We start from the raw sequence: 20,752 nt of genomic DNA, 5'->3' as shown, positions 1-20,752 counted from the left end.
TGGGCCGCCATACCTGCATGATCTGTTCCCCTTTCGTCCCCGGCCTGACCCAGGCCGGCAGCGTGCGCGACATGGCCGATGACCTGGCCAGCCAGGAGCGCGTCGACAACGTGCGCGTCACGCCGCTGCGTGTCGGCACCGGGCGCACGCGTGCCGCGGTGGAGCGCCTGAAACTCTGGGAGAACGGCCGGATCCTGCGCATCCGCTTCCTCGATGGCCTGCCCGAAGTGCAGGCGCGCGTGCGCGAAATCGCGAAGGAATGGGAGGCGCTGGCCAACCTGGAACTGCGCTTCGTCGACAGCGGTGCGTCGCAGATCCGGATCAGCTTCGCCGAGAAGGATTTCTCCTGGTCGACCGTGGGCACCGACGCGCTCACCGTTCCTTCTTCCGAGGCGACGATGAACTACGGCTGGCTCGAACCCGGCACCGCGTTGCGCGAGTACCAGCGCGTGGTCCGGCACGAATTCGGCCATGCGCTGGGCATGATCCACGAACACCAGAATCCGGCCGCCTCCGGGCGCATTCCCTGGGACCGGCCCAAGGTTTACGCGTACTACGCGCAGCAGGGCTGGAACCGTGCCGACGTGGACCACAACATCTTCGCCGTCTACGACGAGGACAGCACCAACCACAGTGCGTTCGATCCGGACTCGATCATGCAGTACGCGGTGCCCGATTCGCTGACCGTGGGTTCGTACGCGATCGGCTGGAATACCGTGTTCTCGCCGACCGACATCGAATTCATGCGCCGGCAGTACCCACGCAACGTGGCGCCCATCAGCGAGCTGCAGGCCGGCGGGCCGCGTCTTGAAACCGACCTGGCCACGGCCGGCGAAGTGGACAGTTTCCATTTCCAGGTCGCGCAGCCCGGCACTTTCATCATGACCACCGAGGGTCCGACCGATACCGTGCTGACCCTGCACGGCCCGAACGACCGCGGCGCCGTCCTGGCATGGAACGACGACCTGGGGCGTGGCCTCAACGCCCGCATCGTGCGCAAGCTCCACCCCGGCGAGTACTGGCTTACCGTCCGGCACAAGCGCGCTTCGGCCACGGGAAGGTACAGTATCGGGATCAAACTTCGCGCATAATATTATTGTTAATCAATTATTTATCGATACTTGTTAAAGTGTATTGACGCAAGACTTGACCCTTGAGGGCGCTCAAGGGTTGAGACTACCCGCATGGATCAACGCGGGTTTGAACGATGAACATCGGCCAGCTGGCGCGCCAGACGGGCGTGCCGATCGACACCATCCGCTTCTACGAACGCGAGCGGGTGTTGCCCACGCCCCACCGCAGCGCCAACGGCTACCGCCACTACGGACCGGCCGACACGCAGCGGCTGGGATTCGTACGCCGGGCCAAGGAGCTGGGTTTCGCCCTGGACGAAATCCGTGGACTGCTCGCCCTGAGCGATGCGCGCAATGCCGACATGGCCAGCGTGCGCAACGCTGCCCAGGTGAAGCTCGAGCTCATCCAGCAACGCATCTGCGAACTGGAGCGCGTCCGCGATGCGTTGCGCGGGCTGGTGGACTCGTGCCCAGGGCACGGGGAACTCGGCGACTGCCCGATCATGTCCGCGCTGGCGGGGGCCGTCGATTGAACACCCATTCCCATACCCACGAAGCGGCACCCAACGCGACAGGCAGCTGTTGCCACTCACCCCACCCGACCCATGAAGGCGCGCCGGTCGCCGGGGAGAGCATCGTCGATCCGGTCTGCGGAATGACCGTCGACCCGCAACGCTCACCCCACCAGGCCAGCCACGACGGCATCACCTGGCACTTCTGCTCGGCCCGCTGCCAGGAGCGATTCCTCGCCGACCCACAACGCTACCTCGCGCCATCCGCCTCTGCGGATGCGCCCATGGCACCTGCCGGAACCCCGTACACCTGCCCGATGCACCCGGAGATCGTCCGCGACGGACCGGCAACCTGTCCGATCTGCGGCATGGCGCTGGAGCCGGTCGTGCCGGGCCTGGACGACGGCGAGAACCCGGAGCTGGTCGACTTCCGCCGGCGCTTCCTGGTGTCGCTGCCGCTGACCGCGGCCACCATGCTGCTGGCGATGGCGGGGCATCTGCTTCATGGCCTGTCCGCCAGCACGCGGACCTGGCTGGAGCTGGCCCTGGCCACGCCGGTCGTGCTGTGGGCCGGCTGGCCGTTCCTGCAGCGCTGGGCCGCCTCGCTGGCGACCCGCAACCCGAACATGTGGACGCTGATCGGAACCGGCGTGCTGGCCGCGTATCTCTACAGCGTGGTCGCCACGCTCGTTCCCGGCTGGTTTCCGCCGGCCTTCCACGAACATGGACGCGTCGGCGTCTACTTCGAAGCCGCCGCGACCATCGTTTCGCTGACCCTGCTCGGCCAGTTGCTCGAACTCAAGGCCCGCTCGCGCACGTCCTCGGCGATCCGCGCGCTGCTCGAGCTGGCCCCGGCGATGGCGCGCCGCCTGCACGAAGACGGCAGCGAAGAGGACGTGCCGCTGGCGCAGGTGCGGACCGGCGATCGCCTGCGGGTGCGTCCCGGCGAGAAGGTGCCGGCCGATGGCGTGGTGATCGAGGGCCGCTCGCACGTGGACGAATCGATGCTCACCGGCGAGGCCATGCCGGTCGCCAAGAGCACGGGTGATGCCGTCGTGGGCGCCACGCTCAACGGCAACGGCGCCCTCGTTGTCCGCGCCACGCGGGTCGGCGAAGCAAGCGTGCTGGCGCGGATCGTGCAGCTGGTCGCGCAGGCGCAACGCACGCGCGCACCCATGCAGAAGCTGGCCGACCGCGCCTCGTTCTGGTTCGTCCTCGCCGTGATCGGCGTCGCCGCCATCGCCTTCCTTGCCTGGGGCCTGTTCGGCCCGGAACCGTCATGGACCCGGGCGTTGCTGCACGCGATTTCGGTGCTGATCATCGCCTGCCCCTGCGCGCTGGGACTGGCCACGCCGATGTCGGTGATGGTCGCCACCGGGCGCGCGGCGCAGGCCGGCGTGCTGTTCCGTGATGCCGAAGCGATCGAGCGCCTGCGCCAGGTCGACACCGTGGTGGTCGACAAGACCGGCACGCTCACGCAGGGCCGGCCGGAGTTCCGCGACGCCGTCGCACTGCCGGGCTACGACGCCGGGCGCGTGCTGCAGCTGGCCGCCAGCCTGGATGCCGGCAGCGAACACCCGCTGGCCCATGCGATCGTCGCTGAAGCGCGTAGACGCGGCCTCTCGCTGTCGCCCGCCAGCGAGTTCGAATCCGGAACCGGCACCGGGGTACGAGGTCGCGTGGATGGCCACGACCTGCTGCTCGGATCTCCGGCCCTGATGCGGCTCGAAGCGGTCGACTTCCCCGACCTGGACGCGCAAGCCGCTTTCTTGCGGGACGAGGGTGCAAGCGTCGTGTTCCTGGCCATCGACGGACGCGCCGCGGGCATGCTCGCCGTCTCCGATCCGGTCAAGGACAGCACGCCCGAAGCGATCGCGCGCCTGCATGCGGCAGGCCTGCGCGTGGTCATGGCCAGCGGCGACGGCGTCGCCACCGCACGGGCGGTGGGCCGGAAGCTGGGCATCGACCAGGTGCATGGCGAGATGACGCCGGCCGGCAAGGTCGCCCTGCTCCGCCAGCTGCAGGACCAGGGCCGGCGCGTGGCGATGGCCGGCGACGGCATCAACGATGCCCCAGCACTGGCTGCAGCCGACATCGGCATCGCGATGGGCACCGGCACCGACGTGGCCATGTCCAGCGCGCAGGTGACCCTGGTCAAGGGCGACCTGCGCGGTATCGCCGACGCGATCGCCATCTCGGCGACCACGGTGCGCAACATGCGCCAGAACCTGGGCTTCGCCTTCCTCTACAACGCGCTGGGCGTGCCGATTGCGGCAGGTGCGCTCTATCCATTCACCGGCATGGTCATGTCGCCGATGCTCGCCGCTCTGGCGATGAGCCTGAGCTCGGTATCCGTGGTCGGCAACGCATTGCGGCTGCGATTCAGCGGCCGGAAAGCCTGGTGAGCCTCGCGTCGGATGAATGGCTGCCTGGAACCGCTGCAGGTGAACGCATCACGCAAAGCTAGCGATCGCTCCACTCGTGCTTTACCGGCCGTGCCGGATGCTGTCCACGCGGTCGATCAGGCCGCGCGTTGGAACCGCACGATCATGAAGAACCAGAAAAACCAAAACGATCAGCAACGCCAGCACCCGAAGCCCGAGCCCGACCAGAACCGCCAGCAGCAGCAATGGCAGGATCCGGAAGGCCAGAAGGGTCACAACCCGCAGCAGCGTCCGCAGCAGGACGAACAGCACAAGCAGCAGCGCTGACCCATGCCTCGATGACCCGCTCCGGGCATCGCCAAAAGAAAACGGGCCCGCATTTCTGCGGGCCCGTCTGCTTGTATGGCGTCCCCACGGGGATTCGAACCCCGGTCGCTACCGTGAAAGGGTAATGTCCTAGGCCTCTAGACGATGGGGACGTGTTACCTGGTCGCTCTTCCGCCCGAAGGCGAGAATTTGGTGGAGCCAGCCGGGATCGAACCGGCGACCTCTTGCATGCCATGCAAGCGCTCTCCCAGCTGAGCTATGGCCCCACGAGCTGAGGAGCGAAATTGTATGCAGCCTTTGAGGGACGCGCAAGCCTTCCCGTGAATTTTCTTCAGGCCCGGTCGCGCCGGCGGGTTCGCCGGTCACTCCACCTGCGGGCGCAGTTGCGGATCCAGCGCCACGCGCTCGTCGAACACGAAGCAGTTGCCCTCGTAGCCCAGCCCACCGACCTGCTCGAAGTAGTTGAGGATTCCACCTTCGAGCTGCAGCACGTTGTCCATGCCGTCCTGGCGCATCCACAGGGCCGCCTTCTCGCAGCGGATGCCGCCGGTGCAGAAACTCACCACGGTTGCATCACGCAGCGCGTCGCGATGCGGAAGCAAGGCGTCCGGCAGTTCGGTAAAGCGGGTGATCGGCAGGGTCAGGGCGCCGGCGAAGGTTCCGTGCTCCACTTCCTGCTGGTTGCGGGTGTCGAGCATGACCACGGCGCGGCCGTTGTCGTCGCGCCCGCCCTGCCCCAGCCAGCGCGCCAGGGTTGCCGGGTCGATCGACGGGGCGCGCCCGTCGACGGCCAGCGGCGTGGCCTGCGGATGGCGGAAGCTGATGATCTCGGGCTTGACCTTGACCTTGAGCTGGGCGAACGGCTGCCGGGTGCTGGCGCTGTATTTGACCTGCAGGCCGGCGAAACGCGGATCGGCGCGCAGCGCATCGACGAACGCATGCAGGGGCTGCTCCTCGCCTGCCAGGAACAGGTTGATGCCTTCGACGGCGACCAGGACCGTCCCCTTGAGCTCCGCCGACGCGGCGGCCTCGTGCAGGTGGTCGGCGAGGCCGCGCGGGTCCTCGACGTGGGTGAAGTGGTAGGCGGCAGCGTTGATCATGGCCCGTATTGTAGGCGCGCGCCCTGCACTGCCCGCTGAGCGGATGCGTCCGTCGCGCCCGGATCACCAGTGCGTCCCAAGGGCTTCGGGCACAAACGGAGGAGGGTCAGCGCAGCAGGAGCCAGGGCAAGGCCAGCATCAGCAGGACGATCGCCACGATGGCCGCGAGCCGGGGCAGCACGTAGCCGGGCCGGCGGCGCAGGAGGTCGATGAACCGCTCGCTCCCGTGCTGGCGGGCGTGTTCCCGGGCCTGTTCGCGCCGGGCCTGCTGGTAGTCGTCGAGCAGGCGCCTGGCCTGCGGATAGGCATCGGCGTCCTGCAGCCACAGGGCGGGTGAGGAAATGCCCCACGGACCGGGAGCGGTTTCATACCACTCGATCGCGTGCGCGGTCAGCAGATCGCGCACCTCGTCGGCCTCGTCGTCGGGCACGTTGCGCAGGTTGAACAGGCGTTTCGTCATGGGCGCATGATACCGGCGCCGCGCCGGCCGGCCGTGCATCGCATCGGTTACCCTTGCCGCCCCTCGAATCGACCCCTGCCATGCGCCGCATCCCCGCCCTGCTCTGCCTGCTTTCAGTCCTTTTTCTGTCCGCCTGCCAGGCCGACCAGGGTCCGCCACCCGGCGGCAGCGTGGCCGAGCTGCAGCGCGTCGACGAGCAGGTCGGCAGCGGCGCCGTCGCCACCGCCGGCAGCGACGTGACCGTGCATTACACCGGCTGGCTGTACGACGAAGGCGCGGCCGACAAGCGCGGCGCGAAGTTCGACAGTTCCCGCGACCGCGGCGAGCCGTTCACCTTCCTGCTCGGCGCCGGCCAGGTGATCCGCGGCTGGGACGACGGTGTCGCCGGCATGCACGTGGGCGGCACGCGCACGCTGCTGATTCCTTCCTACCTCGCATACGGGCGCAACGGCGCGGGCGGGGTGATACCGCCGGGTGCATCGCTCGTCTTCGAAGTCGAACTGGTCGACGTCAGGCCGCACTGAGCACGGACATGCCGGTACAGGATCCACCGTCAGGCGTCGAAGCACTGCCCGGCATCGCGATCGTCGGCGGCGGCCCGGCCGGGCTGATGGCCGCCGAGGTCGCGCGCGCGGCAGGCGGGGAAGTGGATCTGTTCGAAGCCAAGGGCTCGGTCGGGCGCAAGTTCCTGATCGCCGGCAAGGGCGGCCTCAACCTGACCCACGCCGAACCGATGCCCGGTTTCGGCGCGCGCTACGGCCTGCGCCGGGACGCGGTCGGGGCCTGGTTGCGCGACCTGGGCCCGGACGAGCTGCGCCGATGGGCGCGTGGGCTGGGCGTGGAAACCTATGTCGGCACGTCCGACCGCGTATTCCCGCTGGACCGCAAGGCCGCGCCGCTGTTGCGCGGCTGGGTCCGCGGGCTCAAGGACCAGGGCGTGCGCTTCCATGTCCAGCACCGGTGGCTGGGGTGGGACGAGAGCGGCACGTCGCTGCGTTTCGAGACCCCTGCGGGGATCCGCCGACTGCACGCCGGCGCGACCGTGCTGGCGCTGGGCGGCGGCAGCTGGCCGCAACTGGGTTCCGACGGTGCCTGGGTCGCCGCCCTGCAGGATCGCGGCATCGACGTCGCGCCGCTGCTGCCGAGCAACTGCGGTTTCGACGTCGACTGGAGCGGCCACTTTGCCGCGCGGCATGCCGGTGCCCCGCTCAAGCCGGTAGTGGCGTACCGGCGCGACGCAGCCGGTGTCGAACACGCGCTGCAGGGCGAATGCGTGGCGACATCGACCGGCATCGAGGGCAGCCTGGTCTATGCACTCTCGGTGCCGTTGCGCGATGCCATCGCCCGCGACGGACAGACGACCCTGTGGCTGGACCTGGTACCGGGTCGGACGCTGGAGCGCCTGAGTGCCGACCTGGCCAAACCCCGCAACGGCCGCAGCCTCAGCGAACACCTGCGACGCCAGGCGGGTATCGAGGGCGTCAAGGCCGCGCTACTGCGGGAAGTACTGGACGCCGATGCGCTCGCGGACATGCAACGGATTGCCGCCACGCTCAAGCGCCTGCCACTGGTGCTGCGTCGCCCCCGCCCGATCGACGAAGCGATCAGCAGTGGCGGTGGCGTGCGCCTGGAGGCCCTCGACGAAGGGCTGATGTCGCGGGAGTTGCCCGGCGTGTTCTGCGCCGGCGAGATGCTGGACTGGGAAGCCCCGACCGGCGGCTACCTGCTCACCGCCTGTTTCGCCAGCGGCCAGCGGGCGGGCCTCGCCGCCGCGCGCTGGTGCCGCGAGTCCAGGCAGTAGCTCACGAAGAACCGCCACGGCGCAGCGCGTCACGCTGCTCGCGGCTGATCACTTCCGGTTCGCGCGACGGCCTGCCCTGCCCATCGAAGAACGGCGCACCCGCGCGCCGGCCACGCAGGCGCGACGCGATGACCGGCCCGAAGATGTGCAGGCCGCACAGCAGCAAGCGCAGGGGTGATGACTTGACGGGGGCGGTGGCCGAACCGGTGTTCACGGCGACCCGGTCGCGCGGCCCCAGCGCCGCGTCGAGCGCTGCGGGGACCACGGCCACGCAGGACACCACGCCGGTGTAATACAGCTTCGGATCGCGCGAGGTGTTGGCCAGTGGCGTGCGACAGCAGGCCGCATACCAGCGCAGCAGGCCTTTGGGTCCCATCGACATGCATGCCAGGTGCTCGCTGCCGGCCGTGATGCGCAGCCCGTCCGGAGCGATCGCCACGATATCGGTCCCGCCACGGGAATCCAGCACCCCGGCCTGGCCCAGGAAGCGCGCGAATGCCTGGCAATCGCGGCAGTAGCAGGTGGCGCGGGCGTAGGTGCGGGCCGGATCCAGCTCGCCCCGCACCTGCCCGCAGCGGCAGGCGAATTCCATGACCATGAATCCTTCTCCCTTGCATGCCCTGCGCCGTGCGGCGCGTCTTTGCGCGCAGGTTACAGCTTGCCGTCGCGGGCGCCGAACACCCCGCGCCGGCCGGCCCCGGCTCAAGTCCCCCGGACCCATGCCGATACGGGTCCCATGGACATCCTCAGCCTCGTCGGTCTACTGCTCGCACTGGTCGCGCTGGTTGGCGGCAGCATCCTCAAGGGTGCCGGGCTCGGCTCCCTGTGGTCTTCGGCCGCGTTCGTCATCGTCATCGTCGGCACGATCGCGGCGATCTTCGTGCATACGCCGCCGACCGTGTTCAAACGGGCGCTGCGCATCGCCAGCTGGATCCTGAAGCCGCCGGCCGCCGATCGCGAAACGCTGATGGCGCAGATCCTGGAGTGGAGCAACATCGCCCGCCGCCAGGGCCTGCTGGGCCTGGAGCAGCAGGTGGCCGAGCAGGACGACCCGTTCCTGAAGAAGGGCCTGCAGATGCTGGTCGACGGTGTCGAACCCGAACAGATCCGGCACATGCTCGAGATCGACCTGGACGGCCAGGAGCACCAGGACCTGGCCGCCGCCAAGGTGTTCGAGGGCATGGGCATCTATGCGCCGACCCTGGGCATCATCGGCGCGGTGTTCGGCCTGATCGCGGTGATGAAGAACCTCGCCGATCCGAGCAAGCTGGGCCACGGCATCGCCGCCGCGTTCACCGCGACCATCTACGGCATCGCCTCGGCCAACCTGTTCTTCCTGCCGGTGGCCGCCAAGCTCAAGAGCGTGATCGCCCGCCGCACCGGCGAGCGCGAGATGATCATCGAGGGAATCATCGCCATCGCCCAGGGCGAGAATCCGCGCAACATCGAATCCAAGCTCGCCGGCTTCCTGCACTGAGGCCCGACGTCGATGGCCCGGAGGAAGAAGCACGAGGAACACGGCAACCACGAGGCCTGGGCGATCCCCTACGCCGACCTGATGACCCTGCTGCTGGCCTTTTTCGTGGTCATGTATGCGATTTCCTCGCTCAACGAGGGCAAGTACCGGGTCATGGCCGACGCGTTGAACGCGGCGTTCGGCGGCGCACCCCGCACGATCAACCCGGTGCACGTGGGCAACCAGCAGCTGCAGGGCGCCGACTTCGACCGGCCATCGCCGATGAAGTCCGGCGCCAAGCAGGGCCCGTCCGCGCCCTCGCCCGCACCCAACCCTACCCTGCTGCCGTCGCTGGCCTCGCACCTGCGCACCGGCCAGCCGATGGACGTGGCCAACGCCGACGCCGTGCGCCGGGCGCGGCGCCAGCTGGGCGACATTGCCACCCAGATGGAAAGCGCGCTGGCCTCGCTGGTTGAAGCCAAGCTGATCACGATCAAGCGTTCGGACCTGTGGCTGGAAGTGGAGATCAACAGCGACATCCTGTTCGACACCGGCTCGGCGAGCCTGGATCTGTCCGCGCGCGGCGTGCTGGCCAAGCTGGCCGCCGTGCTACATGACACGCCCAACCCGGTCCGGGTGGAGGGATACACCGACAATCGGCCGATCAATACAGTGCAATTCCCGTCCAACTGGGAACTGTCGGCCGCCCGCGCGGCGAGCGTGGTCCACCTGTTCGCCAGCCAGGGCGTCGCCCAGCCAAGGCTGGCGATGGTCGGCTACGGCGAGTACCGGCCACGCGCGGACAACGAGTCCGAGGAAGGCCGCAACCGCAACCGGCGCGTCGTCCTGATCGTGCTTGCCAGCCCCGACGACGACACCCGGCCGCAGGATGCGGTCAAGACCGTGGCATCGGCGCCGATAACCGCAGTGGCCCCGGCGCCCGTCGCGGGCAACGGCCTGGTGCCGGTGGGCGCCAACCCCTAGGACAAGGACTGAACGATGCGCGTATGGGCGATCGCCAACCAGAAAGGTGGTGTGGGAAAAACCACCTCCACCCTGGCCCTGGGCCGAGGCCTGGCCTTGCGCGGTGAGCGCGTGCTGCTGGTCGACCTGGACCCCCATTCCTCGCTGACCCGCGCGTTCGGCATCCCCGCCGATCCGGCGCCGGAGGGCGTCCTGGAACTGTTCGCCACCCCGCCGCAGCCGCTGGCGGCGCTGGCGCGCCCCAGTGCCATCCCCAACCTTGCCTACGTCTGCGCGCAGACCGCGCTGGCCACGCTGGAACGCCGCAGCGCCAACCAGCCCGGCCTGGGCCTGGCCCTGTCGCAGGCGCTCACGCGCCACGCCGGGCAGCACGATTACGTGCTGCTGGATTGCCCGCCGACGCTGGGATTGCTGATGATCAACGCGCTGGCCGCGGCCGATCGCGTGGTCATCCCGACCCAGGCCGAACCGCTGGCCCTGCACGGGCTGGCGGGCATGCGCCGCACCGCGGAGATGGTCGAGCGCTCGCGCCGGCGCCCGTTGCCCGTGTCGGTCCTGCCCACCCTCTACGACCGTCGCACCCGCGCCGGCCAGGACGCGCTGCGCAAGATGCAGGAAGACCACGGTGAGCGCGTGTGGGAAGACGCGATCCCGGTCGATACGCGGCTGTGCAACGCCGAACAGCTGGTGCAGCCGGTTGGCGAGGAAGGCGGCTATCCGGGTCGCGCGCTGTCCAGCTACCGCCGCGCGCTGGAATGGATCCTGGCCAGCGATGGCGAACAGGCGCTGGAGCGTGCCGCATGATCCCGGCCGCCGCCCTCGACGATTACCTCGACGAACTGCTGGTGCTCGCGCCGGCGGACGAACACAAGCCCATCGAGCAGGCCCCGCTGCCTGTCGCACCGACACCGGCGCCGCCCCGGCTCGCGCCGATGCCGCCGCGCACGCCAGTCCAGCCGGCACCGATCCCGATCCCGAGGATTGCGGCGGCTCCGGCCGCCTCGCTCGAGCCCGAGGAACCGGTCTCCTCCCACTCCCACCGCCGCGCCGCCGACCGCAGTTCGCGCTGGCTGCGGCTGCGCTGCGCCAACCAGGCCTACGGCCTGGAGCTGCTGAAGGTGCAGGAGGTCGTGCTGGCCACCCCGCTCCTGCCGCTGCGCGGCACGCCGCCGGCGATGCTCGGCGTCATGAACCTGCGCGGCCAGGTGGTGCCGGTGATGGACCTGGGCGTGCACCTGGGCCAGGCAGCGCAGCCGGGCACGGGCGCCACCCGGATCGTGGTGCTGGAGGAGAAAGGCGAAACCCTGGGCCTGCGCGTGTCGGCCGTGGAGGACGTCGTCAACCTCACCGACCACCAGATCGAACCGCCGGACAGCAACCGCGCCGGCCGCATCCACAGCGACCTGTTCCGCGGCATCGCCCGGCAGTCGGCCGAGCCGGTGATCCTGCTCGACGCCTCGCAACTGCTCGTGCCCACCGGCGCGGCCGCGCACTAAAGGTCGAGCCATGCCAGCCGCTACCAGTTGCAATCCCAATTCCGGAGACGCGATGAACACCGTGTCCCTAGGCGACGACCTCGGCATCGAAGCCAGCGCCGACCTGAAACAACGCCTGTCCGCGCACCTGGAAGACCCTGCGCTGGCGCTTGACGGCAGTGCGGTCAAGCGCGTGCACACGGCCGCGATGCAGGTGCTGTGCGCGTTCTTCCTCAGCCGCGGCGAGCAGGGCCGCCAGACCGAACTGGCCTCCTGCAGCGACGCGCTGCGCGATGCCGCCCGCCTGCTGGGCCTGTCCACGCAGCTGGGCCTGGCCACAAACGAATCGTCCGGCGACGGACAGCAACCGAAGCAACCCGTGGAGAACCCCGCATGAGCGCACGCATTCTGGTGGTGGACGATTCGGCCTCGATGCGCCAGATGGTCTCCTTCGCCCTCACCTCCGCCGGCTTCGCCGTGGACGAGGCCGAGGACGGCCAGGTCGCACTGGGCCGCGCGCAGGGCCAGCGCTTCAACGCGGTGGTGACCGACGTGAACATGCCGAACATGGACGGGATCTCGCTGATCCGCGCGCTGCGCGGCCTGCCCGACTACCGCTTCACCCCGATGCTGATGCTGACCACCGAATCGGCGGCCGACAAGAAGGCCGAAGGCAAGGCCACCGGCGCCACCGGCTGGCTGGTCAAGCCGTTCAACCCCGAGCAGCTGGTCGCCACCGTCCAGAAAGTCCTCGGTTGACTCCCGCCGTACCCCATACCGAGCGCGTCGCCATGAGCATGGACCTGCAACGCTTCCACGCCACCTACTTCGAAGAGAGCCGCGAAGGCCTCGATGCGATGGAGGCCGGCCTGCTCGCCCTCGAAGGCGGCAGCCTGGATCCGGAGGTGGTCAACTCGGTGTTCCGCGCCGCGCACTCGATCAAGGGCGGTGCGGCGACGTTCGGCTTCGACAAGATGACCGCGCTGACCCACGTGCTGGAGACGCTGCTGGACGAGATCCGCTCCGGCAAGCGCGCACTCGCGGCCAGCGCGGTGGACGCGATGCTCGGTTCGGTCGACGTGCTGCGCGCACTGCTGGCCGAATCCGAGCACGGCAAGCCGGCCGATCCGGTCGCGGTCGCCGCGGTCCACGCGCGCCTGGGGCAGGAACTGGGCGGCAGCGGCGAAACGAAGGCCGCAGCCAGGGTCGATGCCGAGCCCGAAGGCTGGGACATCGCCTTCTCGCCGGCGCCGTCGCTGTTCATGAGCGGCAACGATCCGCTGCGCATCCTGCGCGAGCTCGAGCACCTCGGCCCGCTGGACGTGGCCGCCCGGCTCGAGCGCCTGCCCGCCTTCGCCCAGCTTGACCCGCTGGAAGCCTGCATCGCATGGGACCTTGGCCTGCAGGCCAAGGTGCCGCGCAGCGCGATCGACGACGTGTTCGCCTGGGTGGTGGACGACTGCACGCTGGATATCCAGCCGCAGCCAGCCGTCGCGGCCGTCGCGGTTGCCACCGCGGCGGTCGCGGCGGCCCCTGCCCCCGCGCCCGCCACCACCGGCACTGCGGCTGCGGCACCGTCCGCGGCTGCCGCCGAAGCGGAGAGTTCGATCCGGGTCAGCGTCGACAAGGTCGATGCGCTGATCAACCTCGTCGGCGAGCTGGTCATCACCCAGGCCATGCTCAAGCAGGTCAGTGGCGGACTGGATCCGGGACTGTCCGAACGCCTCACCGCCGGGCTTGAACTGCTCGAACGCAACACCCGTGACCTGCAGGAAGCGGTGATCGGCGTACGCATGCTGCCGGTCGATGCGGTGTTCCGTCGCTTCCCGCGCCTGGTCCGCGACCTGTCGGCGCGGCTGGGCAAGCAGGTCCGCCTGCGCACGATTGGCGAAGGCACGGAACTGGACAAGGGCCTGATCGAGAAGATCGCCGATCCGCTCGTGCACCTGGTCCGCAACTCGATCGACCATGGCCTGGAATTGCCCGAGGCGCGACGCGCCGCCGGCAAGGACGAGACCGGCACGATCACCCTGGCCGCCTCGCACCAGGGCGGACACATCGTCATCGAAGTCGCCGACGACGGCCGTGGCCTCAACCGCGGACGGATCCTGGAAAAGGCCGCCGAACGCGGCCTGGCGATTCCGGAGAATCCCACCGACGCGCAGGTCTGGGACCTGATCTTCCAGGCCGGCTTCAGCACCGCCGACCAGGTCACCGACCTGTCCGGGCGCGGCGTGGGCATGGACGTGGTCCGCAGCAACATCCAGGCGCTGGGTGGCGAAGTCCAGCTGGAAAGCGGCGAAGGCCGTGGCACCCGCGTGGTGATCCGCCTGCCGCTGACCCTGGCCATCCTCGATGGCATGGTCGTATCCACCGGCGGCGAGATCCTGATCCTGCCGCTCAACCACGTGCTCGAGGCCTTGCAACCGGAAGCCGACGACATCCGCACCGTCGCCGGCGATGGCCGCGTGCTGCGCGTGCGTGGCGAGTACCTGCCGTTGCTGTCGCTTTCCGGCCACTATGGTTTCCAGGATCCGGGTACCGAATCGCTGGTCGTGGTGGTCGAGGGCGACGGACAGAAGCTTGCCCTGGAAGTGGAAGAACTGGTCGGCCAGCAGCAGGTCGTGGTCAAGAACCTGGAACGCAACTACCGGCGCGTGCCCGGCATTTCCGGCGCCACCATCCTGGGCGACGGCCACGTCGCGCTGATCGTGGATGTCGGCGGGCTGGTACGCCTGCGGCACCAGCTGCCGCAGGCTGCCTGATACGACGCAGCCGGACGCGCGCAAACCGGGACTGTTGACGATGCCCGCCACCTGGCGGGCATCGTCGTTGCCGCCTGTCGCCGCGGGTTTCGCCCCCGCTCCACCAACGTAACGGCCGCGATCGCACGCGGGTTGTCAAGCCTTTCCGCGTCCGGCCGCTAATGGAGAACAACTCCTCGCGCCGTCGGTCCGTCACCGGTCCGCGGCCATTCCATCCGCTTCGAGGTTCCGCCATGAACTGGTTCAACAATCTCCCGATCGCAAGGAAGCTGGCCCTGGCCTTCACCGCGACCACGGTCATGACCGTGGCCCTGGGCCTGTTCGCGCTGCTGCGCCTGGGCACCGCCAACGACCAGATCCGGGAAAGCAACAGCAACTGGATGCCCGCCGTCGTCCACCTCGGCGAAATGCTGTCCCTGCTCAACGAGTACCGCACCTACGAGCTGGCGCAGCTGGGCAAGCAGGGCCTGGCGGAAGAGATCACCGACTACAACAAGCGCCTCGCCGACACCCGCGCGAACATCGAGGCTGCGGAGGCCGCGTACAACGCGATTCCTGCCGCGTCCGACGCCGACGAACTGGCTCTGTACGAGGCGGTGAAGGAGGCGCGCGCCGGCTACTTCGCCTCCCACGACAATATTGCAGCGGCCATCGCCATCGACGATTTCGTGGCGGCCGAGGACGTGTCCAGCGGCGAGTCGCGCAAGATGCGCCGCCAGTTCGCCGAATCGCTCAAGGCGCTGATCGAGTTCAATGTGCAGGGTCTGGATCGGCAGGTGCAAGCGGCCGAATCAGCGCACCAGCGCACCGTGGCCGCGATCTGGATCGGCATGGGCCTGCTGGTGGTGCTGGCCGGCCTGCTCGGCTGGCAGATCGCCCGCATGATCGCCAAGCCCCTGCAGAAGGCCACCCGCGTCGCCGGCCAGATCGCCCAGGGCCGCCTGGACAACGTGATCATGGCCGAAAGCAGGGACGAATCCGGCCAGTTGCTGGAGTCGATGCGCGCGATGCAGGAGCAGCTCAAGGCAGTCATCGCCGCGCAGAACGACATGGCGCGCCTGCACGACGAAGGCACGGTCAGCTACCGCATGGACGAGGCGGTCTTCCCGGGCGAGTACGGCCAGATGATCCGCGGCACCAACCAGCTGGTCGGCGCGCACGTGGATGCGATCCTGGATGCGCTGTCCATCATCAGGCGCTATTCGATCGGCGACCTGTCCGTGGACATCGCGCGCCTGCCGGGCGAGAAGGCGGTGATGACCGACACGGTCGATGCGGTCAAGCTCAGCCTCGGCGCGATCAACTCCGAGATCAAGCGCATGTCCCAGGCCGCCGCGCAGGGCGACTTCAGCATGCGCGGCGACGAGTCCGCCTACCAGTACGACTTCAAGGTCATGGTCCAGGGCCTCAACGCGATGATGGACACCTCCGACCGCAACCTGGGCCAGCTCTCCCACCTGCTGCGCTCCATCGCCGATGGCGACCTGACCACGCGCATGGACGGCGACTTCCACGGCGTCTTCGCCCGCATGCGCGACGACGCCAACGCCACCGTCTCCCAGCTGTCCTCGATCGTCGGCCGCATCCAGCAGGCCTCCGGCGCGATCAACGTCGCTTCCACCGAGATCGCCGCCGGCAACAACGACCTGTCGCGCCGCACCGAGCAGCAGGCCGCCAACCTGGAAGAAACCGCCGCCTCGATGGAGGAGCTCACCTCCACCGTCAAGCAGAACGCCGACCACGCCCGCCAGGCCAACCAGCTCGCCATCGGCGCGGCCTCGGTCGCCTCGCAGGGGGGCCAGGTCGTCGGCCAGGTCGTCACCACCATGACCGACATCCAGGCGTCCTCGCGCAAGATCGCCGACATCATCTCGGTCATCGACGGCATCGCCTTCCAGACCAACATCCTGGCGCTCAATGCGGCGGTCGAGGCGGCCCGTGCCGGCGAACAGGGACGCGGCTTCGCCGTGGTCGCCACCGAGGTGCGTTCGCTGGCCCAGCGTTCGGCCACCGCGGCCAAGGAGATCAAGTCGCTGATCGAGGACTCCACCAGCAAGGTGTCCGACGGCTCGGCCCTGGCCGAACAGGCCGGCAAGACCATGGACGAGCTGGTCGCCTCGGTGCAGCGGGTGACCGACATCATGGCCGAGATCTCGGCGGCCTCGCAGGAACAGGCCGCCGGCATCGAACAGGTCAACCAGACCATCGTGCAGATGGACGAGACCACCCAGCAGAATGCGGCGCTGGTGGAAGAAGCCACCGCGGCGGCGCGTTCGATGGAAGAACAGGCCGGCGGGCTGGCCCAGGCCATCGCCGTGTTCCGGATCGAGGGCGACGCCGCGGTGGCCCTTGCCCCGGCCAGCGCAGCGGTGGCCGTGCCGCTGCCGGCGCGCAAGGCTCCGGCGCGCTCCCCGGCCCCGCGCGCTCCCGCACCGCGCACCGCCGGCAACACCGCACTCAACGAGGCCGACTGGGCCGAGTTCTGAGGCCGGCACGACCGCGGCATGTCCAAGAACCCCGGCTCCGGCCGGGGTTCTTGCTTTGCGGGTCAATTTTTCCCGCCACGGGCCGATACGTCGGTAACCGAAGTCCCGTCGCAAGCTCCGATGCAGGAAATGCACGACTCCCTCGCCGAACCGCAGGACCTGGAGGATGCCGCACGTTACGTGCTGCACGATCCACGCGAGATCGCGCGCGTCCTGCAGTCCCTGGTCGAGGCCGGAGCCCTGATCAGTGCGCACATCATGCCCGGCGGACTGCCCTGCCCGACCGCTTTGCTGGACGTGGATGTCGACGGCAACGTGCTGGTGGACGGCAACCACCAGGAGAGCATCAACCAGCGCATCGTGACGGCCCACCACCTGACCTGTGTCTCGCAACTCGACCGGGTGAGGATCCAGTTCCGGCTGCAGGACCTGGTGCGGGTCGACAACGACGGGCGGACCGCCTTCTCCGCACCGGCGCCGGCATCGCTGCTCAAGCTGCAGCGGCGCGAACTCTACCGGCTGCAGCTGGTGCCCGGCCCGCTGGTGACGGTGCAGGTCCCCGCCGTCGCCGACCGCGACCCTGCCCTGCAGGTCCGGGTGCTCGACCTCAGCGGCGGCGGCCTTGCCCTGGCGGTCCGCGAGGAGGACGAGCGCCGCTTCGCCGCGCGCACCGTGCTGTCCGACTGCCTGCTGCGGCTGCCGGACATCGATCCGATGCCGGTCCAGCTGGAAGTGGCGCATGTGTCCCGCCGGGACCCGCCACCGGGCGCAGCCCTGCGCGCCGGCTGCCGCTTCATCGGCCTGTCGCCGCATTCGGAGAAGCAGGTCCTGCAGTACATCTTCCGGGTCGAGCGCCAGCGCAACGCCCGCGAGCGGCGCGCGGTGTGAGCGCCGCTAAAGTTGCCGCCGCCGCGGCCGATCCTTCCATCGAACCGATCCGCGCGCAGGCGCGGCCAAGCCCTGCAGGAGCGCACCCATGAGCAGCACCCCGACCCCCACCCCCGGCGAGTTCCTCACCTTCACCCTGGGCGAAGAGCACTACGGCGTCGACATCCTCAAGGTCCAGGAGATCCGCGGCTACGACGCGGTGACCCGGGTCCCCGATGCCCCCGAATACATCAAGGGCGTGATCAACCTGCGCGGCACCATCGTGCCGGTGATCGACCTGCGCCTGAAATTGCGCCTGCGCGAGGCACGCTACGACAGCCTGACCGTGATGATCGTGCTCAACGTGAAGGATCGCGTGGTCGGCATCGTGGTCGACGGCGTTTCCGACGTGGTGCCCCTGCTGCAGGAACAGATCCGGCCCAAGCCCGAGTTCGGCGCCGCGGTCGACACCCGCTTCATCAGCGGCATCGGCACGCTCGACGAGCGGATGCTGATCCTGCTCGACATCGAAATGCTGCTGGACAGCACCGACCTGGGCGCGGAAGCGTCCTCGCTCGAGGCCGCCTGAGCCTGACTAAAGTCCTGCGGCCGCGCGCCGATAGGCACCCTACAGGGCGCTTGCCCGGATCCGCACCTTTTTCCTGGAGTACTTAAATGAAGCCGACCTTCCACATGCTGATCCTCGCCGCCGCCGTGCTGGCGGCCGCCCCGGTCGCCGCCCTGGCCGTCGACGCCATCCCGGCCGAACAAGCCGCCCGTTTCGTGGGCAAGGACGGCATGGTCTGCGGCAAGGTGGAGAAAACCCGTTACGCCCAGAACTCCGAAGGCGAACCCACCTTCCTGTACATGGGCGGCGCCTTCCCGCGCCACACCTTCTCCGCCCGCATCCCCGGCGACCAGCGCAACAAGTTCAAGCCCAGCCCCGAAGAGCTCGAGGGCAAGGACGTGTGCGTGATCGGCACCATCCAGCGCGATGCGAGCCGTGCCGAGATCGCGGTCACCTCGCCGTCGAACCTCAAGCTGGCGACCATCAAGTAATAACGCCGGCCCGGTCGCATCGCGCGCCCGGGCCTGCCCTGCTGCAACGTAAAGGGGAAACGTTCAATGCATTGGCTGAAGAACCTCAAGCTCACGCCCAAGCTCATGCTGGCGTTCGGGGTGGTGCTGGTCCTGATGGTGGTCCAGGGCCTGGGGGCCTACTACGGGCTGTCTTCGCTGAATCGGGCCACCACGCAGCTGGCGGGAAACACCATGGACACGGTGTCCACGGCCGCCGAACTGCGTTCGCTGCTCGGCGAGTTCCGCATCGCGTCGTATCGCGGCCTGACCCGCGCCAGCGATGCGGTCAAGCAGGATGCGCGCAAGCAGACTGCCGACTTGTCGGTGAAAGTCGACGAGGCGGTTGCCGACTACGCGAAGCTGGCCAGCAGCGACGAAGAACGCAAGCTGCACGGTGAATTCGTCGCCGCCTGGGCCGAAGCGAAGGTCTCCTACGACTCGGTCAACGAGATGATCGACCTGGACCTTCCGGACGATGCCATCGATACGTTCCTCGGCGAAACCGCCGAACGCCACAACCAGGCCAGCGCGGTCGTCACCGCCCTGATCAAGGAAGCGGACCGCCAGGCCGACAAGGCAGGCGACGACGCAAAGGGCACGTATGCCGCGTCCAGCCTGGTCACCCTGTTCATGCTGCTGGCGGGCATCGGCGGTGGCCTGGCGATCGCCTGGCTGCTGGCCCGCAACCTGACCGGCGCAATGCGCGGGGCAGTCAGCGTGGCCAACGACGTGGCCAGTGGCAAGCTCGACACCCGGATCGATACCACGCGCAGCGACGAGATCGGCGACCTGCTCAAGGCGATGCAGCGCATGCAGCACGACCTGCGCGAGCGCACCGAACGCGACCAGAAGGTGGCCAACGAGAACCTGCGCGTCCGCACTGCGCTGGAAAGCTCCACCACCGGCCTGATCATCACCGACCCGGAGCTGCAGGTCGTGTACACCAACCCCGCCCTGCGCGGCATGCTCGACTCCTATGCCGAGCAGATCGTAGGCGCCCTTCCCGGCATCGACCCGGCGCGTCCGCTGGTCGGCCAGCCGGTGACCGTGCTCGAGCACGGCGGCAAGATCGATCCGGCGTTCCTGGGCCAGCTGGAGAAGGACGGCCGCGGCGAACGCGAGGTGCATTACGGCGAGGCGGTCTTCTTCCAGAACATCTCGGTCATCCGCGATGCCCAGGGGCAGAACGTGGGCACCGTGGCCGAGTGGCGCGATCGCACCACCGAAATCCATGTCGAACAGGAAGTCGCGCGGATCGTCGAAGCGGCTGCCGCGGGCGACCTGTCCGGACGCATCGGCACCGAAGGCAAGCATGGCTTCCTGCTGCAGCTGGCCGGCCAGCTCAACACCCTGCTCGACGCCAATGCGGTGAGCCTGTCGGAAGTCTCGCGCCTGCTGACCTCGTTGTCGCAGGGCGACCTGACCACGCGCATGGACGGCGACTTCCACGGCGTGTTCGCCCGCATGCGCGACGACGCCAATGCCACCGTCTCGCAGCTGACCTCGATCGTCTCCCGCATCCGCGGGGCATCCTCGGCCATCTCCACCGCTTCCACCGAGATCGCCTCGGGCAACAACGACCTGTCGCGCCGCACCGAGCAGCAGGCCGCCAACCTGGAAGAAACCGCCGCCTCGATGGAGGAGCTCACCTCCACCGTCAAGCAGAACGCCGACCACGCCCGCCAGGCCAACCAGCTCGCCATCGGCGCGGCCTCGGTCGCCTCGCAGGGCGGCCAGGTGGTCGGAAAGGTCGTCGCGACGATGGCCGACATCCGTGCCTCCTCGCGCAAGATCGCCGACATCATCTCGGTCATCGACGGCATCGCCTTCCAGACCAACATCCTGGCGCTCAATGCGGCGGTCGAGGCGGCCCGTGCCGGCGAACAGGGCCGCGGCTTCGCCGTGGTCGCCACCGAGGTGCGTTCGCTGGCCCAGCGTTCGGCCACCGCGGCCAAGGAGATCAAGTCGCTGATCGAGGACTC

20 protein-coding genes, 2 tRNA genes and 1 pseudogene are annotated in these 20,752 nt (G+C 68.8%); 18 read left to right on the top strand and 5 right to left on the bottom strand.

Features of this window, described 5'->3' with window-relative positions; genetic code table 11:
• The first annotated feature begins 17 nt into the window (after positions 1–17).
• The 4 genes from CSC65_RS10100 (at position 18) to CSC65_RS10085 (ending at position 4,296) form a co-directional block, all read left to right on the top strand.
• Positions 18–1,091, top strand: coding sequence for a M12 family metallopeptidase (locus CSC65_RS10100; protein WP_162410449.1), 1,074 nt, complete (start codon positions 18–20; stop codon positions 1,089–1,091).
• Positions 1,092–1,207: 116 nt separating this feature from the next.
• Positions 1,208–1,606 (top strand): heavy metal-responsive transcriptional regulator, encoded by a 399-nt coding sequence (locus CSC65_RS10095; RefSeq protein ID WP_162410448.1) that lies wholly within the window; start codon positions 1,208–1,210, stop codon positions 1,604–1,606.
• Positions 1,603–3,990 (top strand): heavy metal translocating P-type ATPase, encoded by a 2,388-nt coding sequence (locus CSC65_RS10090; protein ID WP_162410447.1) that lies wholly within the window; start codon positions 1,603–1,605, stop codon positions 3,988–3,990. The genes CSC65_RS10095 and CSC65_RS10090 overlap by 4 nt, the downstream gene beginning before the upstream one ends.
• Positions 3,991–4,029: 39 nt before the next feature.
• Positions 4,030–4,296: a hypothetical protein gene (locus tag CSC65_RS10085; RefSeq protein ID WP_162410429.1), complete on the top strand. Its 267-nt coding sequence runs from the start codon at positions 4,030–4,032 to the stop codon at positions 4,294–4,296.
• Positions 4,297–4,372: 76 nt separating this feature from the next.
• Here CSC65_RS10085 and CSC65_RS10080 read toward each other — a convergent pair.
• The 4 genes from CSC65_RS10080 to CSC65_RS10065 form a co-directional block, all read right to left on the bottom strand.
• A tRNA-Glu gene (locus tag CSC65_RS10080) sits at positions 4,373–4,448 on the bottom strand.
• 38 nt (positions 4,449–4,486) lie between these two features.
• Positions 4,487–4,562: transfer RNA gene (locus CSC65_RS10075), tRNA-Ala, on the bottom strand.
• A gap of 96 nt (positions 4,563–4,658) precedes the next feature.
• The gene (locus CSC65_RS10070; protein ID WP_162410446.1) at positions 4,659–5,396 is read right to left on the bottom strand and encodes a sulfurtransferase; all 738 of its coding nucleotides are present in this window, start codon (positions 5,394–5,396) and stop codon (positions 4,659–4,661) included.
• A gap of 106 nt (positions 5,397–5,502) precedes the next feature.
• Positions 5,503–5,856 carry a DUF6164 family protein gene (locus tag CSC65_RS10065; RefSeq protein ID WP_162410445.1) on the bottom strand — a complete coding sequence of 118 codons (354 nt, stop codon included), beginning with the start codon at positions 5,854–5,856 and terminating at the stop codon, positions 5,503–5,505.
• 89 nt (positions 5,857–5,945) lie between these two features.
• On the opposite strand from CSC65_RS10065, the gene CSC65_RS10060 reads away from it, so the two are divergent.
• Positions 5,946–6,380: an FKBP-type peptidyl-prolyl cis-trans isomerase gene (locus CSC65_RS10060; RefSeq protein WP_238390357.1), complete on the top strand. Its 435-nt coding sequence runs from the start codon at positions 5,946–5,948 to the stop codon at positions 6,378–6,380.
• An 8-nt stretch (positions 6,381–6,388) separates the two neighbouring features.
• On the top strand, positions 6,389–7,657 hold the full coding sequence (locus CSC65_RS10055) for a TIGR03862 family flavoprotein (RefSeq protein WP_162410443.1): 1,269 nt from the start codon (positions 6,389–6,391) through the stop codon (positions 7,655–7,657).
• Position 7,658: 1 nt separating this feature from the next.
• Here the strand turns inward: CSC65_RS10055 and CSC65_RS10050 are convergent, their stop codons facing one another.
• Positions 7,659–8,249, bottom strand: a complete 591-nt coding sequence (locus CSC65_RS10050) for a DUF6151 family protein (RefSeq protein WP_238390348.1) — start codon at positions 8,247–8,249, stop codon at positions 7,659–7,661.
• A gap of 144 nt (positions 8,250–8,393) precedes the next feature.
• Here CSC65_RS10050 and CSC65_RS10045 point away from each other — a divergent pair, with 144 nt between their 5' ends.
• The 12 genes and pseudogenes from CSC65_RS10045 to CSC65_RS09990 form a co-directional block, all read left to right on the top strand.
• Positions 8,394–9,134 carry a flagellar motor protein gene (locus tag CSC65_RS10045; RefSeq protein WP_162410442.1) on the top strand — a complete coding sequence of 247 codons (741 nt, stop codon included), beginning with the start codon at positions 8,394–8,396 and terminating at the stop codon, positions 9,132–9,134.
• 12 nt (positions 9,135–9,146) lie between these two features.
• Complete coding sequence (gene motD / locus CSC65_RS10040) at positions 9,147–10,097, top strand: flagellar motor protein MotD (protein WP_162410441.1); 951 nt, start codon at positions 9,147–9,149, stop codon at positions 10,095–10,097.
• 15 nt (positions 10,098–10,112) lie between these two features.
• The gene (locus CSC65_RS10035; protein ID WP_162410440.1) at positions 10,113–10,901 is read left to right on the top strand and encodes a ParA family protein; all 789 of its coding nucleotides are present in this window, start codon (positions 10,113–10,115) and stop codon (positions 10,899–10,901) included.
• 152 nt (positions 10,902–11,053) lie between these two features.
• Positions 11,054–11,593: pseudogene (locus CSC65_RS10030) on the top strand (chemotaxis protein CheW); the annotation flags it as partial.
• Positions 11,594–11,645: 52 nt separating this feature from the next.
• Positions 11,646–11,969 carry an STAS domain-containing protein gene (locus CSC65_RS10025; RefSeq protein ID WP_162410438.1) on the top strand — a complete coding sequence of 108 codons (324 nt, stop codon included), beginning with the start codon at positions 11,646–11,648 and terminating at the stop codon, positions 11,967–11,969.
• Positions 11,966–12,331, top strand: a complete 366-nt coding sequence (locus CSC65_RS10020) for a response regulator (RefSeq protein ID WP_162410437.1) — start codon at positions 11,966–11,968, stop codon at positions 12,329–12,331. The genes CSC65_RS10025 and CSC65_RS10020 overlap by 4 nt, the downstream gene beginning before the upstream one ends.
• A gap of 32 nt (positions 12,332–12,363) precedes the next feature.
• Positions 12,364–14,337, top strand: a complete 1,974-nt coding sequence (locus CSC65_RS10015; RefSeq protein WP_162410436.1) for a chemotaxis protein CheA — start codon at positions 12,364–12,366, stop codon at positions 14,335–14,337.
• 233 nt (positions 14,338–14,570) lie between these two features.
• Positions 14,571–16,823 carry a methyl-accepting chemotaxis protein gene (locus CSC65_RS10010; RefSeq protein ID WP_162410435.1) on the top strand — a complete coding sequence of 751 codons (2,253 nt, stop codon included), beginning with the start codon at positions 14,571–14,573 and terminating at the stop codon, positions 16,821–16,823.
• A gap of 129 nt (positions 16,824–16,952) precedes the next feature.
• Complete coding sequence (locus CSC65_RS10005; protein WP_238390347.1) at positions 16,953–17,711, top strand: flagellar brake protein; 759 nt, start codon at positions 16,953–16,955, stop codon at positions 17,709–17,711.
• Between the two features lie 88 nt (positions 17,712–17,799).
• The gene (locus tag CSC65_RS10000) at positions 17,800–18,279 is read left to right on the top strand and encodes a chemotaxis protein CheW (RefSeq protein ID WP_162410433.1); all 480 of its coding nucleotides are present in this window, start codon (positions 17,800–17,802) and stop codon (positions 18,277–18,279) included.
• An 86-nt stretch (positions 18,280–18,365) separates the two neighbouring features.
• On the top strand, positions 18,366–18,749 hold the full coding sequence (locus CSC65_RS09995; protein WP_162410432.1) for a hypothetical protein: 384 nt from the start codon (positions 18,366–18,368) through the stop codon (positions 18,747–18,749).
• 66 nt (positions 18,750–18,815) lie between these two features.
• Positions 18,816–20,752 (top strand): methyl-accepting chemotaxis protein (locus CSC65_RS09990; RefSeq protein ID WP_162410431.1); only part of this gene is annotated, 1,937 nt, incomplete at its 3' end.

The organism is Pseudoxanthomonas daejeonensis (assembly GCF_010093205.1).
In the GTDB taxonomy this organism is placed as follows: domain Bacteria; phylum Pseudomonadota; class Gammaproteobacteria; order Xanthomonadales; family Xanthomonadaceae; genus Pseudoxanthomonas; species Pseudoxanthomonas daejeonensis.
Note: the sequence above shows the minus strand (reverse complement) of the source record. Positions and strands in the feature narration are given on the sequence as shown.